We start from the raw sequence: 14,111 nt of genomic DNA, 5'->3' as shown, positions 1-14,111 counted from the left end.
GCGCAAGACGCTCGGGTTCCGGAAACCCTCCGAGGCCATCCTCGACCTGATTAACGCCGCATGATACGATCACACCACCAAATCAAACAGCAACACAGGTGTTGCAACCACCACTAGAATCCGCCCGACAGCTCCCCTCAGAGAGGGGAGCCAAATGCATAACGTGCTGATCGCAATCAGGCCAGCGGCTTGGCGGCCTTGACGGTCACGGACAGCTGACGGCCGTTGGGGGCGGTGTAGGAGACCACGTCGCCGACCTTGGCGCCCTGGATGGCCTGGCCGATCGGGGAATCCGGGGTCATGATGTCGTAGTCGGTGCCGGAGACGATGTCGCGGGTGCCGAGCACGTAGGTCATCTCGTTGCCGTTGAGGTCGATGGTCACCACGGAGCCGTTGCCCACGGTGCCTTCCGGCGCGTTCTCGATGATCTTGGAATCGCGCAGCTTGACGGTGAGCTCGGCGATGCGGCCCTCGTTCTTGCTCTGGGCCTCACGGGCGGCCTGGTAACCGCCGTTCTCGGACAGATCGCCCTCGGCGCGGGCCACGGCGATCTTGTGCGCGATCTCCTCGCGCAGCTCGCCCTCGCGGTGGGCCAGCTCTTCCTTCATCTTGTTGTACGCTTCCTGCGTGAGCAGGTAGACCTTATCCTCAGCCATGTTGTCCTCCTCTGATAAGTATTCGGCGAGTATTCAACGTTTCACATTGACGTGCACATATAACAAAACGCCGGCTTCTACCCCGGCGTTCGTCACTGCTGGTCCGCTTGACGCGGAAGGTCAGCGAGTGGAGATGATGTCGATGACGAACACCAGCGTGTCGCCGCCGCCGATGCCGGCCTGCGGAACGCCACGGGAGCCGTAGCCGTACTCCGGCGGAATGGACACCACGAGGCGGGAACCCACGTTGTGGCCCGGCACGGTCTGGTCCCAGCCCTTGATGACCTGGCCCACACCGATGCAGAAGCTGGCCGGCTGGTGGCGCTCGAAGCTGGAATCGAAGGCGGTGTCCTTGCCCCACACCACGCCGTGGTAGTTCACGGTCACGGTGTCGCCGCGGCGGACGATCGGGCCGTCGCCCTCGGTCAGTTCCACGGCCTTGAGGCCCTTCGGGGCTTCCTCGGTCGGGAATTCGATGACGGGCGTGGTACCGAATTCGGCGTTTACCTTGGGCATCTGATCTGCCATTGGTCCTCCTTTACGACACAATGCGCCCTACAATAGCACTTCCGCGCGATTGGCGTCGAGCCTTTCGCGCCTGGCGACACACCGGGCGAGCGATGCTCAGCACTCCACGACGTTGACGGCCAGGCCGCCCTTGGAGGTCTCCTTGTACTTGGCCATCATGTCCTCGCCGGTCTGCTTCATGGTGGCGATGGCCTGGTCGAGGGTTACGATGTGCGAGCCGTCGCCGAGCATGGCCATGCGCACGGCGTTGATGGCGGTGTTGGCGGCCATGGCGTTGCGTTCGATGCACGGGATCTGTACCAGTCCGCCCACAGGGTCGCAGGTCAAACCCAGATTGTGCTCGATGCCGATCTCCGCCGCGTTCTCCACCTGTTCCGGCGTGCCGCCCATCACCGCGGCGAGTCCGGCGGCCGCCATCGAGCAGGCCGAGCCGACCTCTCCCTGGCAGCCGACCTCCGCTCCGGAGATCGAGGCGTTGCGCTTGAACAGGTATCCGATGGCGCCGGCCGTCAGCAGGAAGGTGACGACGCCCTGTTCATTGGCGTCGTCCACGAAGTGCCAGTAGTAATGCAGCACCGCGGGGATGATGCCGGCCGAGCCGTTGGTGGGGGCGGTGACGATGCGACCGCCGCCGGCGTTCTCCTCGGAGACGGCGAGCGCGAACAGGTCCACCCATGCGGCGTCCGAGGATTCCAGTACGGCGTCCTTGCGTCGGCTGTCGCGGCGCAGCACGTCCGAGTTCGAGGCGAGGCGCTGATACATGCGCGGGGCGCGGCGGGGCACCTCGAGGCCGCCCGGCAGCGTCTTCTCGCCGGAGGTGCAGCCGTGATTGACGCATTCGCGCATCACGCGCCATACGTTGTCGATGGTGGAACGCACTTGGATGGCCGACCGGGTGGCGGTCTCGTTGGCCCAGACCAGTTCGGCGATGCTCATGTGGTGTTCGCGGCACAGTGCCACGAGTTCGGCGCAGGAGGAGAACGGGTAGGGCGTCTCCGGACCGAAGTCGGTGGAGGCCGATTCGTCCTCGTCGGCGAAGGAGGTGCCCGCCGGCGGACGGTCGTGGATGCCGATCATGAGGTCGTCAGGGCTGCCCTGGCGGATGAAGCCGCCGCCGATGGAGTACCAGACCTGTTCGTCCACGAGGCTGCCGGCGGCGTCGAAGGCCTGGAACCGCATGCCGTTGGGGTGCGCAGCCATGCGCTTCCACATCTCGAAGACCATGTCCTTCTCGTAGTCGAAGCCGATGCGCGTGGTGCCGGCCAGGTTGATGGTGTTGTCCAGCGCGGCGGTCTCGCGGATGTGGAGCATGTGCTGCGTGTCCACGGTGGCGGGCACGTTGCCTTCGAGCCCGGCCATGACGGCACGGTCGGTGCCGTGGCCGAGTCCGGTCAGGGCCAGCGAGCCGTAGAGCGTGACCTTGACGCGGGCGGTGCGTGCGGTCAACCCGTCGCGTTCCAGCGCAGCGACGAAGGCGTGCGCGGCGACCATCGGCCCCACGGTGTGCGAGGAGGACGGCCCCACGCCGATGGTGAACATGTCAAGCACACTGAACATGGCGTACCTACTTCGTGGACGGAATCTGGCCGAAGATCATGAACAGCACGATGCCGCCGAACACGGCCAGCACGATCTGGACGATGAGCAGCGCGACGACGGCGGTCTTGCGGGTGGCGAGCTTGGCACCGTACGCCTGGGCCAGCAGGAAGGCGATGAAGCCGAAGACGGCGTAGTTGGCGGTCAGGGCCAGGATGTCCTGGTTGGCGAGCACCACGCCGTTGACGGCCTGGTCGAGCGAGTTCATGGTGGTTCCCATCACGAACATGCCCCAGATGGCGTATCCGATGAGTCCCACCACGGCGTACGCCCACGGTTTGAACGTTTCCTTCATACGGTTGGTGAAGGATTCGGCGCACCACAGCAACGCGAAGCCGACCACATAGGAGAACACGACGGCGATGAGCACGGTCACGGCCATCCACGGCACCAGGGCCACCACGGGGCTGCCGGTCTTCGGGTCGGCGATCATGGACAGGTAGAATCCGGAGCAGGCGATGGCGCCGACCGTCAGCGCGGTGCCGGCGATGACCGCCTGCGCGAGCATGGTGGGCAGTGCGCCCTGTTCGACTCGTTCGACTTCGGTCCAGCGTGAAGCCATGGGATTTGCCTCGTTTCGGGTTCGGATGCGATTACGACGAAGAACAGGGTAACGGGGTTATGTTTCGAGAATTTGCCCACATTTTGCCCATATTCTTCTGGATAAGATAGCGATCCGCGGACAACGGGAAGCCTTCCGATCCTACTCGCATAAGGCTTCCAACCATTCCTACGCTCTGTGAAAGTGCCTCCAGCGGGACTCGAACCCGCAAGCCGAAGCGATCGATTTTAAGTCGACTGCGTATACCAATTTCGCCATGGAGGCGTTGGCCCGTGGGCCAACCGTTTCATTGTACGCTATCGCGCGAGCAGGCGGCGTCCGTAGTCGAGGACGATGCCGTCGAGCAGGCCGTGTTCGCTGGCCACGTACGAGTCGATGGCCTCGCCGTGGTCGGCCGCGGCGGCCTCGCTCACCTTGGCGAGCACGCGGTTCCACACCACGGCGCCGCCGCCCACCACGTCCACGCGGCCGGGGTGGATGGTCTTGTATTCGCGGCGTTCGGCGCGGGACATGTTGAGGAATTTGTCGTCCACCGCGTAGGCGTCCTCAAGGCTCAGGCGATGGCCGTCCACCACGGTGTGGTCGTATTCGGTCAGGCCGAGGGCGAGGGCGGTCATGGTGGTCACCGTGCCGGACACGCCGATGATGGTGCGCGCCTTGCCGGCATCCACCGTACGGAACGCCTCGTCGATATGCTCGTCCACGTCCTTGATGGCGGCGTCGATCTCCGCCTGGGTGGGCGGATCGGTCTTGAGATGTCGTTCAGTCATGCGCACGGAACCGATATTCATCGAGAAGGCGCTTTGGACCTGCGTGGCGGGCGCGTGCACGCCGTCGCCGCCGATGACGAGCTCGGTGGAGCCGCCGCCCAGGTCGACCACCAGGTACGGGGCCTTGAGCTCGCCGCGGTTGACCACGGAGGTGGCGCCGAGGAAGCTCAGGTCGGCCTCCTCCGTGCCGGGGATCACCTCGGGGCGCACGCCGAGGATGGATTCGATACCGTCCTCGAACTCCTCGCGGTTCTCGGCGTCGCGCGTGGCGGAGGTGGCCACGAAGCGCAGGCCGTCCACCGGGTGTTCGGCGAGCACGCCGGCGAACTCACGGGCGGCCACGTAGGCGCGTTCCAGCGCCTCGTCGGCGAAACGGTGGGTCTTGTCCACGTCCTGGCCGAGTCGGATCACGCGCAGGATGCGCGGCACCACCTCATGCATGCCGTCGGCGTCCACACGGGCGATCTTCAACCTGATCGAGTTGGTGCCGCAGTCGATGCCGGCCACGGTCACGGATTCCTTGCTCATTGCCTTCTCCTTCGGGTCCAGTCGATGGACGGTTTCAGTCTTCCAGCGTGCAGCGGCACACGGACGGGTCGAACTCGTCCTTGACACGTTCGAGCACCATGTCGCCGATCGGGTTCGCACCGGGGCCCATGACCAACGACTGGGCCAGGAGGGCATGCAGGCACTTGACGCGCACGGGCATGCCGCCGGCGGACGTGCCCTCGATGTGCTCCTCGCTGTCGCCGAGTCGGGTGGCCAGTTCGTGGCGGAACGCCAGATACAGTTCGTGGGCCCGTGCGTAGGCGGCGCGCAGCTCCTCATCGGCGGCGAGCATGTCGTTGTACTGCTGCATCACGCCCGCGGCCTCCACATGGGAGGCGGCCTTGACGGCTTCCGGGCCGGTCAGATAGCAGGTGGTGGGGAACGGGATGCCGCCGGGCAGCACCGGGCGGGTGATCACCGCCAGCGGACGGCCGCACACGCATCGGGCGCCCACGGCCACCATGCCTCGCGGATAACGGCCGAGCTGGCGCTGGACCAGATCGATGTCATGGTCGTTCGCGGGTTCGGCGAGCACGGCGTCAACGAGGGACACGGCCTTGGCGGTGATGTCGGTGGTCACGGTTGGGTTTCCTCCCCTGATGGTCGATGATGGTTGGTGCGATGGAAAGAATGCGGGGGTCACTGTCCGCTCTGGTCGGTGCCGCCCGTGCCGGAATCGGCGGACTGCCCGGACGAATCGGACTTGGACTTATTGGATTTGGAGGACGTATCTGACGAAGACGAGTCCGACGAAGACGAACCGTCGGACGCGCCGGACTTGGTGTCGGACACGGGTTCGTCGGCCTTTTTGAAGGCGTACGACAGCTCGCTGTACCACGGCAGGACGTTCTTGTCCGAGCTGGACGAGGAGTCGGACGATTCGGAACCGGTCTCGGTGCCGGTCACGGCCTCCGGGTGCAGCACGCGGACCGCCTGCTCGCCGGGGAACACGAAGCCGAGGCGTTCGCGGGCCTGGGCGGTGATGTAGGCTTTGTCGTTCCAGCGTTTGATGTCGTTTTCCAGTTCCTGTTTCTTGGCGATCAGCGACGCCTCCTCGCGCTTCAGACCGTTGAGTTCGGCGAGGTTCAGCGCGTAGGTGTGGAATGTGGCGACCAGTTGGATGGTGCCGAGGGCCACGATGAACAGGGAGACGAAGAAGGCGATGGGTCCCGCACCGTTCCGCCTCTTTTTGGCTTTTGCTGTGCCGGATTTGCCGGCTCGGGACTGCTTGCTCATGACATACGAAAATACCCGTCGCATTCGACCGAACGGATGCGACGGGTATCAGGATTCACCGGAACCTCACGCCTTCACGGGCGTTTTCGGTTCCTCGTGCTCACTTGGCCAGGTACTTCTTGCAGGCCTTGAAGGCGCTGTAGCCGGCGTACTGAGCGGTGGAGCCGAGCTCCTCCTCGATCTCGAGCAGGCGGTTGTACTTGGCAACGCGCTCGCCACGGGCCGGGGCACCGGTCTTGATCTGGCGGGTGTTCTTGGCCACGGCCAGGTCGGAGATGGTGGTGTCCGGGGTCTCGCCGGAACGGTGGGAGACCATGGAGGTGTAACCGGCGGTGGTGGCCAGCTCGATGGCGTCGAGGGTCTCGGTCACGGTGCCGATCTGGTTCAGCTTGACCAGCAGGGAGTTGGCGGCGCCGAGCTCGATGGCCTTGGCCAGACGAGCCGGGTTGGTCACCAGGAGGTCGTCGCCCACGAACTGCAGACGGTCGCCCAGCAGCTTGGTGATGGCGGTCCAGTCTTCCCAGCCCTCTTCCTGGAACGGATCCTCGATGGAGACGATCGGGTACTCCTCGATGAGCTGCTCGTAGAAGTCGAGCATGTACTGGGAGTCGCGGTCGTCACCCTCGAAGTGGTACTTGCCGGTCTCCTTGTTGTAGAACTCGGAGGAAGCCACATCCAGGGAGATACCGATCTGCTTGCCGGGCTCGTAGCCGGCGGCGGAGATGGCGTCCATGATGTAGTTCAGGGAGTCCTTGTTGGACTTCATCTTCGGAGCGAAGCCGCCCTCATCGCCGAGGCCGGTGTTCAGGCCTTCCTTCTTGAGGACGTTCTTCAGGGTGTGGTAGACCTCGACACCGGCCTGCAGGGCCTCGGAGTAGGTGTTGAAGCCGTACGGGGAGATCATGTACTCCTGGATGTCGGTGGCGAAGTCGGCGTGGGCGCCACCGTTCATGATGTTCATGTTCGGGACCGGCAGGATGTGGCCGTTGGTGCCGCCGATGTAGCGGTACAGCGGCAGGCCGGCGGACTCGGCGGAGGCGTACAGAGCGGCCAGGGAGACGCCCAGGATGGCGTTGGCGCCCAGCTTGCCCTTGTTCGGGGTGCCGTCGAGCTCGATCATCAGGTCATCAAGAGCGCGCTGGTCGGCGGCATCCATGCCGATGACCTTCGGAGCGATCTCCTCGTTCACGGCCTTGACCGCGTTCAGAACGCCCTTGCCGCCGTAGACGGACTTGTCGCCATCGCGGCGCTCCCAAGCCTCGGCCTCACCGGTGGAAGCACCGGACGGAACCAGGCCACGACCCTGGGCGCCGTCCTCGGTGTCGAGGATGACCTCGACGGTCGGGTTGCCACGGGAATCGAGAATCTGACGCGCGTACACGCTTTCAATTGCTGCCACAACTACTCCTTAAACGGTTGTGTATCTAATGACAGTCCTAAGAATAGTGCGATTTGTGGACGTTGTGAACGACACGCCCAAAAATGGTGTGAACGCTCACATTCTTGTGATGTCCCGTTCGATAGCCGCCCGGTCACACGTCCGCGCATCCATGCGACGCCGCTATGCGACCCCGTTGAGGTAGTCGATTTCCTCATTGCTGAGGTCCAGCGCCGCGGCCTGGAAGGAATCCCCGATCTCCTGCGGATTGCGCGCCGAGGGAATCGTGAACAGGCGGGGGTACCGGGCGAGTTCCCAGGCCAGCGTGACCCGCTGGTACGAGCATCCGTGATGGGCGGCGACCTCGCGGAAACGGTCGAAGCAATGTTCGTTGAACGGGTCGAGGAACCCACCGAGCGGCGACCAGCAGACGAAGGCCAGCCCCAGTCGCTCGCAGGTATCCATCGTGCCGTCCGGGTCGCGGTAGACCGGCGAGAACTGGTTCTGCACGGCCACCAGCCGGTCGCCGAGAATCTCGCGGGCGAGGCCGATTTCCTCGTTGCCCACGCGGGAGATGCCCACGGCCTTGGCCACGCCCGCGTCCACGAGCTCCTTCAGGGCTCCCATCTGATCCTCGTAGGGTACCTGCGGGTCGTTGCAGTGCGAGTAGAGCAGGTCGATGGCGTCCACACCGAGACGCTGGCAGGATTCCTTGGCATTGGCGATCATGGTTTTGGGCCGCGCATCCGCCTGCCAGCCGTAATGGCCACGCTCGTCCAGCGTGCGCAGCCAGCCGGTTTTGGTGGCCACAAGCACCTCGTCCTTCGGGCCGTTCCATGAATCCAGGGCGTCGCGGACGAGGTATTCGCCGTAGCCCATGTCCTCCGGCTCCCCGGTGCCGGGCTTGCTGGGCAGATAGTAGGACCAGGCGGTGTCGAGGTAGCGCACGCCGGCGTCAAGGGCGGCATGGATGGTTTCGATGGCCTGATCGCGGCTCTCGGGACGGCCTTCGATGGCGAGAGCCATGGTGCCCATGCCGAGTCGGGGGATGGTGAACCCGGCGAGGGTGCCGGTGTCGCGGGGCGCGACGGGCGTCGCGGCCGCGGCATTCGCGCCGGCTGATCCGGTTGCATTGGAAGCGTCGTCTGCGACGGTTGCGGAAACTTCAGTCATATCCGTCACTTAAACCCCGCCGCTGGACAGCACCGGGCGCATCGGCTGTATGAGGCAACGCCCGTGCCCGATTGTCCGTCGGAGGCCAAGGCAAGGTCCGGCCCCAGACCCGTATCCGGGCGGGCTTTGCATCGAATCGCACATATCCCGGAACATGGCCACATGCCGCTCGATATGCGGACGCAACGCGGGCCAATGCGGGATAATCCGACGAACGGCGTCTTTGTCCCGCACCATCGTGGGATGATACGCACTTCAACCGTCTTATATTGGTTTCGTACCACGCATGCCTGGCATGAAACCGTTGGGAACAAGCTATTTTCTTGATTTTCGTGTTTTCGCCAGGTAATGGGGCCGCGGGATGAAAGGCGCAAAACATAACAATCGCCGCTTCGTCCCACGGTTGAAGCCCGTGCACCCCCGTGCGGAACAAGAGCGTACGGTAGATGCCGTCAGGACAGCGAGGTGAGGATAGATTATGGGTAACGACGAAAGGCAAGTGATCCACTGCCCGAATTGCGGCGCGGAGGTGACCGGCCGCGGTAAATTCTGCGCGAAATGCGGGCGGGCGCTACCACCCGAGGCGCTTGCGCATGTTGGCGGGACCGTGCCGCCGGTGCCGCTGCCGGAAGCCGCGACCACCGCGCTGCCCGACGTCGCGACCGGTGCGACCGGCAGCGGCTCCCCTGCCGGAGTCCAGCAGCCTCTCGCATACGAGTCGCAGAGGTCCGGTGGCGATGCGACAGTCGACGGAGGAGCCGGGGACGGCAAAGGTCCGAACCGGAAGGTGGTGCTCATCGGCGCGATTGCGGCCGCGGTCATCATACTGGCGGCGATCGGTGGATTCGTGGCGTACCGCATGGCACATGATCGCGCCGTGGCGAGCTGCCAGGAGTCGGTGCTGCAGTTGAAGGACGAGCAGACGAAGCTGAGCAAGACCATCGGCGAGGCCCAGCGGACGGTGGACGCGGCCGGCTCCGATTCGTCCGCCGCGTCGTCGCTTTCGGATGCGCTGGGCAAGGCGAAGGAGAAGGCGGACGCGAGCGTCATGTCATGCTCGGCGGATCCGAAGACCGCGCAAGGCACCGCGGAGACGCTGATCAGGGAGATCGCCGCGATCGAGAAGACACTGACCGGGGAGGACGCCGACCAGCAGAAGCAAACGTTGGCGGAGGCGAAGGACAAGCTCAAAAGCGCCATCGACGCGGCGACATCAACGCTGAGTTCTTCGGATGGCAAGGTGGACGACCAGGCCGTGCGCGATGCGCTGTCCAAGGCATTGGAAAGCGCGAACGGCATGCTCGATTCCGGCAAGACCGCCAAGGAATTCAGTCAGGCCGCCTCCACGCTCGACACCGCACGCAGCGCCGTCGAGGCCGCCGTGACCAAGTGGAATTCCGAGGACGGCAGCCGTTGCTCGTCGATTGCGGCCGATTTCATCGCTGGCGCCATGGGTGGGCACCCCCAGCTTTTGACTAATTGCACAGTACAGATGGTGGGGACCAGCACGCCGGAAGACACCTATTCCACCATCGCTTCATACGTTCCCGGAACGTACCGTAAGAACACCGACGGCACCGTCAGTTGGACTGGAATGGGTACAAACGACAGCACCGGTATCTGGACGTACTACCCGGATGGTTCCACAGCACCGGTTCCATCCGATCAGGTCAAGTATTGGGATGAAAACGGTTATGAAGACTGGCGTTCCTATCCCGTACTACTCGGTCCGAACAATCAATCGTATTACGCGGGATCCTTTGACTGATTGCTAAGCCAACCCATTGCTTATGCGCTCTGTCACGGCAGCAATCTTGGCTCCCCTTGTCAGGGGAGCTGTCACCGCAGGTGACTGAGGGGTAGTGGAGCAGCGGCTCTCACAAACCGTGGGCGTCCGCATCCAACATAGCCGATACTTTTTCCCGCGGTTCCGGAGAACAGCTCCCCTCAGTCCGCCTCCGCGGACAGCTCCCCTCAGAGAGGGGAGCCAGAATTGAGTGGGCTACTTGCGCGGCTGGGGACGATATGCCAGGTCGTCGAGGAGCTGGTTGGCCCACAGGACGATCTGATCGGAGCTCATCGGACCCTGACCAAGCGAGCCGTTGAAGGGCGCCGGAACCAGCAGCTGGTGAGTGACCGGGCGGTACTGGGTGCCCTTGTAGATGCGGGCCATGCGCATCTGCACGGATTCGGGCGGGTCGATGCGGCCGATACGCACGCGGTTGGACTGCGCCAGGATCTCCGAGACACCGAGCTTGCGGGCCTTGAACTTCAGGCGCGCCACGTCGAACAGGGTCTCGAATTCCACCGGCGGCTTGCCGTAACGGTCGGTGAGCTCCTCCTGCAGATCCTTGAGGTCGGCCTCGTTGCGGGCGGAGGCGAGCTTGCGGTACGCCTCCAGACGCAGCTTGTCCGAGTCGATGTACTCCACCGGGATGGACGCCTCGATGGGCAGGTCCACGGACACGGCGATCGGTTCGACGTTCTCCTCGGGTTCCTTGTACTTCTCCACGGCCTCGGAGACCATGCGCACGTACAGGTCGAAGCCCACGCCCTCGATGTGGCCGGACTGTTCGTCACCGAGCAGGTTGCCGGTGCCGCGCAGCTCCAGGTCCTTCATGGCCACGTCGAAACCGGAACCGAGCGCGGTGTTCTGCGCGATGGTGGCGAGTCGGTCGTGCGACTGTTGGGTCATCGGCTTGGCCGGATCGTACAGGAAGTAGGCGTACGCGCGTTCACGGCCACGGCCCACGCGGCCGCGCAGCTGGTGCAGCTGGGAGAGGCCGAAGCGGTCGGCGTGGTCCACGATCAGCGTGTTGGCGTTGGAGATATCGAGACCGGTCTCGATGATCGTGGTACACACGAGCACGTCGATGTCGCGATGCCAGAAGTCGCGGATGATCTGGTCGAGCTGCTTCTCCCCCATCTTGCCGTGGGCGATGCCCACCTTGGCCTCGGGCACGAGCGTGTGGATCTTGTCCGCCACATGCGAGATGTCCTGCACACGATTGTGCACGTAGAACACCTGGCCGCCGCGCAGCAGCTCACGGCGCACGGCCGCGGTGACCTGCGCGTCCTCGTAGGCCCCCACGTAGGTGAGCACCGGCAGTCGGTCCTCGGGCGGCGTGGCCAGCGTGGACATCTCACGGATGCCCGTGACGGCCATCTCCAGCGTACGCGGGATAGGCGTGGCGGACAGCGAGAGCACGTCCACGTTGGTGCGCAGGGCCTTCAGGGTCTCCTTGTGCTCCACGCCGAAGCGCTGCTCCTCATCGATGATCACGAGGCCCAGATCCTTGAACTTGATCTTGGGGTTCAGGAGCTTGTGCGTGCCGATGACCACGTCCACCGTGCCTTCTTCGAGCCCGGTGATGGTCTCGTTGATCTCCTTGGTGGTCTGGAAACGGCTCATGGCGGCCACGTTCACCGGGAAGCCCTCGAAGCGCTCGGTGAACGTCTCGTAGTGCTGCTGCACGAGCAGCGTGGTGGGTACGAGCACGGCCACCTGTTTGCCGTCCTGCACGGCCTTGAAGGCGGCGCGCACGGCGATTTCGGTCTTGCCGAAACCCACGTCGCCGCAGATGAGGCGGTCCATAGGCACAGGCTTCTCCATGTCCGCCTTGACCTCGTCGATGGTGGTGAGCTGGTCGGCGGTCTCCTGATATGGGAAGGCGTCCTCCAGTTCCTTCTGCCACGGGGTGTCCGGGCTGAAGGCGAATCCGCGGGCGCGTTGGCGGGCGGAGTAGAGCTTGATGAGGTCGTCCGCGATCTCGTGGACGTGCTTGCGGGCCTTGGCCTTGGTGGCCGCCCAGTCGGAGCCGCCGAGCTTGTTGAGCTTCGGGGCTTCGGCGCCGATGTACTTGCTGACCTGGTCGAGCTGGTCGGTGGGGATGAACAGCTTGTCCGCGGGAGCGCCGCGCTTGGAGGGCGCGTATTCGATGACGAGGTATTCGCGGGTGGTGCGGTTCGCGCCGGTGCCGATGGTACGCTGGCGCATCTCCACGAACCGGCCGATGCCATGCTGTTCGTGGACCACGTAGTCGCCGGCCTTGAGCTCCATGAGGTCGATGGCCTTGCGACGGCGCTTCGGCGTCTTGGCCACGGCCACGGCCGAGGTGCGGCCCGTGAGGTCACGTTCGGTCAGGAGCGCGATCTTGGCAACCTTGTCCACGAATCCGTCGATGGCGCGGGAACGGATCGTGTCGAACGTGGCGATGCCGGTGGTGTTGATGGCGCGCTTGAGTCTTGCGAGCGTGCCGGCGGCGGCCGCGGTGATGGTCACGGCGAATCCGGCGTCGATGAGGCCTTCGATGCCGCGCGTGGCCTTGGCTTCGTCGCCGCGGAATTCGGCCGGGTTCTGCGCGTCGAGCTGCACATGGCCGGGCAGGGTGGCGTCCACGCCGAAGCTGGTGAGACGGATCACGTCATGCTCGGAGTACTCGAGGGAGCTGATGGTCTCCTCGAAGTCCAGGAAGCTGGCCTCGTCGAAGCTGATGGGTGCGCCGGCGCCATGGCCGGACGCGGCCACATGCCAGCTGGCGGCGAGGAACTCGTTGGCGGTCTTGGCCAGGTCCTCGGCGGAGCGGCGCAGTTTTTCGGGGTCGCTGAGCATGATGACGGCGTTCGCGGGCAGCATGGAGCTCACCGGCTCCAGATGGTCCACGAGCGCGGGCATCAGCGACTCCATACCCTCCACCGGAATGGCGTTGGCGATGGATTCGAGCATGTCCTCGGCGTTGGGGATGAAGCCGATCAGGGCCTTGGCGCGTTTGCGCACGGCGTCCGTGAGCTGCAGTTCACGGCAGGCGGTGGCCCAGATGGTCTTCATGCCGTTGCCGTAGGTGCGCTGGTCGGAGGCGTGGAATTCCTTGATGGTATCGATCTCGTCGCCGAAGAACTCGATGCGCACCGGGTGCGGCGCGGTGGGCGGGAACACGTCGAGGATGCCGCCGCGTACGGCGAATTCGCCGCGATCCATCACGAGGTCCACGCGCGTGTAGGCGTTCTCGATGAGGCGTTTGGCGGCCTCGTCGAGCGCCAGTTCCTCGCCGGTCGTGAAGACGAGCGGTTCCACGTCGCCCAGGCCCTTGACCACGGGCTGGATGAGCGAGCGCACGGGCATCACGAGGATGCGGATCGGGCCGAACATCGGGTCGGTGGCGCTGGGGTGCTTGAGTCGACGGAATACGGCCATGCGGCTGGCCACGGTGTCCGCGCGGGGGCTCAGGCGCTCGTGCGGCAGCGTCTCCCATGCCTCGAGCTGGGCGATGTCGTTTGGGTCGCCGTCATACCAGGATCGTAGCGCGCCCACGGTTTCCTCGGCTTCGCGGCCGGAGGCGACGACCAGCACCACGGGCTTGCCGGCGGCGTCGCGGTCGTTGCCATCGGCGGGGTCATGGCCGCCGATGCCTTGGGCGATGGCGGCGGCGAGCGCCGGACGCAGGCCTTCGGGGATGCCGACCGTGATGGACGGGTCGACGGCGGCCTCCTCGCCGGGCTGCACGTCGCCGGCCGCCACCCTGCGGAAGGCGGGGTCGCGCAGCAGATCATGCAGGATGCCGGTGAGCGAACCGTTGATGGGTTCGCCGTTCAGCGCCGCGGATGCAACGGTGGACGGCTCGGCCGCACGGGAGGCGCCGGCACCGGCGGATGCGGCGGCGGAA

The 14,111-nt window shown here is 64.9% G+C and carries 11 protein-coding genes and 1 tRNA gene; 1 reads left to right on the top strand and 11 read right to left on the bottom strand.

Features of this window, described 5'->3' with window-relative positions:
• Positions 1 to 176: 176 nt before the first annotated feature.
• The 10 genes from greA to JS536_RS08650 all read right to left on the bottom strand — a co-directional run bounded on the left by greA (position 177) and on the right by JS536_RS08650 (position 8,310).
• Entirely contained in the window at positions 177 to 656 is a 480-nt protein-coding gene (gene greA / locus JS536_RS08695; protein WP_109057184.1) for a transcription elongation factor GreA, read from the bottom strand.
• A gap of 120 nt (positions 657 to 776) precedes the next feature.
• Positions 777 to 1,184, bottom strand: coding sequence for an FKBP-type peptidyl-prolyl cis-trans isomerase (locus JS536_RS08690; RefSeq protein ID WP_214356605.1), 408 nt, complete (start codon positions 1,182 to 1,184; stop codon positions 777 to 779).
• Between the two features lie 96 nt (positions 1,185 to 1,280).
• Positions 1,281 to 2,741, bottom strand: coding sequence for an L-serine ammonia-lyase (locus JS536_RS08685; RefSeq protein ID WP_214356604.1), 1,461 nt, complete (start codon positions 2,739 to 2,741; stop codon positions 1,281 to 1,283).
• A gap of 7 nt (positions 2,742 to 2,748) precedes the next feature.
• Positions 2,749 to 3,342, bottom strand: coding sequence for a cadmium transporter (locus JS536_RS08680; RefSeq protein WP_214356603.1), 594 nt, complete (start codon positions 3,340 to 3,342; stop codon positions 2,749 to 2,751).
• Positions 3,343 to 3,526: 184 nt separating this feature from the next.
• Positions 3,527 to 3,606: transfer RNA gene (locus JS536_RS08675), tRNA-Leu, on the bottom strand.
• A gap of 32 nt (positions 3,607 to 3,638) precedes the next feature.
• Complete coding sequence (locus tag JS536_RS08670; protein WP_214303670.1) at positions 3,639 to 4,640, bottom strand: Ppx/GppA family phosphatase; 1,002 nt, start codon at positions 4,638 to 4,640, stop codon at positions 3,639 to 3,641.
• A gap of 34 nt (positions 4,641 to 4,674) precedes the next feature.
• Positions 4,675 to 5,241: a DUF501 domain-containing protein gene (locus tag JS536_RS08665; protein ID WP_214303671.1), complete on the bottom strand. Its 567-nt coding sequence runs from the start codon at positions 5,239 to 5,241 to the stop codon at positions 4,675 to 4,677.
• Positions 5,242 to 5,300: 59 nt separating this feature from the next.
• Positions 5,301 to 5,897 carry a septum formation initiator family protein gene (locus JS536_RS08660; RefSeq protein WP_214356602.1) on the bottom strand — a complete coding sequence of 199 codons (597 nt, stop codon included), beginning with the start codon at positions 5,895 to 5,897 and terminating at the stop codon, positions 5,301 to 5,303.
• Positions 5,898 to 5,997: 100 nt separating this feature from the next.
• Positions 5,998 to 7,296 carry a phosphopyruvate hydratase gene (gene eno, locus JS536_RS08655; protein ID WP_214303673.1) on the bottom strand — a complete coding sequence of 433 codons (1,299 nt, stop codon included), beginning with the start codon at positions 7,294 to 7,296 and terminating at the stop codon, positions 5,998 to 6,000.
• 162 nt (positions 7,297 to 7,458) lie between these two features.
• Complete coding sequence (locus JS536_RS08650) at positions 7,459 to 8,310, bottom strand: aldo/keto reductase (RefSeq protein ID WP_240544336.1); 852 nt, start codon at positions 8,308 to 8,310, stop codon at positions 7,459 to 7,461.
• A gap of 616 nt (positions 8,311 to 8,926) precedes the next feature.
• Between JS536_RS08650 and JS536_RS08645 the strand changes: the two genes are divergently transcribed.
• Complete coding sequence (locus tag JS536_RS08645; RefSeq protein ID WP_214356600.1) at positions 8,927 to 10,216, top strand: hypothetical protein; 1,290 nt, start codon at positions 8,927 to 8,929, stop codon at positions 10,214 to 10,216.
• 234 nt (positions 10,217 to 10,450) lie between these two features.
• Here JS536_RS08645 and mfd read toward each other — a convergent pair whose 3' ends face one another.
• Positions 10,451 to 14,026 (bottom strand): transcription-repair coupling factor, encoded by a 3,576-nt coding sequence (gene mfd / locus JS536_RS08640; protein ID WP_214356607.1) that lies wholly within the window; start codon positions 14,024 to 14,026, stop codon positions 10,451 to 10,453.
• Between the last annotated feature and the right edge of the window lie 85 nt (positions 14,027 to 14,111).

This window comes from Bifidobacterium sp. SO4 (genome assembly GCF_018555355.1).
GTDB lineage: Bacteria > Actinomycetota > Actinomycetes > Actinomycetales > Bifidobacteriaceae > Bifidobacterium > Bifidobacterium miconisargentati.
The sequence above is the reverse complement of the archived record's forward strand: the minus strand, read 5'-3'. Positions and strand labels throughout refer to the sequence as shown.

Bases quoted from the DNA above. Each gene is read 5' to 3' on its own strand.
- JS536_RS08670 (WP_214303670.1), bottom strand. From the start codon at position 4,640: ATGAGCAAGGAATCCGTGACCGTGGCCGGCATCGACTGCGGCACCAAC.
- JS536_RS08660 (WP_214356602.1), bottom strand. From the start codon at position 5,897: ATGAGCAAGCAGTCCCGAGCCGGCAAATCCGGCACAGCAAAAGCCAAA.
- greA (WP_109057184.1), bottom strand. From the start codon at position 656: ATGGCTGAGGATAAGGTCTACCTGCTCACGCAGGAAGCGTACAACAAG.
- JS536_RS08680 (WP_214356603.1), bottom strand. From the start codon at position 3,342: ATGGCTTCACGCTGGACCGAAGTCGAACGAGTCGAACAGGGCGCACTG.
- JS536_RS08690 (WP_214356605.1), bottom strand. From the start codon at position 1,184: ATGGCAGATCAGATGCCCAAGGTAAACGCCGAATTCGGTACCACGCCC.
- JS536_RS08685 (WP_214356604.1), bottom strand. From the start codon at position 2,741: ATGTTCAGTGTGCTTGACATGTTCACCATCGGCGTGGGGCCGTCCTCC.
- JS536_RS08645 (WP_214356600.1), top strand. From the start codon at position 8,927: ATGGGTAACGACGAAAGGCAAGTGATCCACTGCCCGAATTGCGGCGCG.
- JS536_RS08650 (WP_240544336.1), bottom strand. From the start codon at position 8,310: ATGGGCACCATGGCTCTCGCCATCGAAGGCCGTCCCGAGAGCCGCGAT.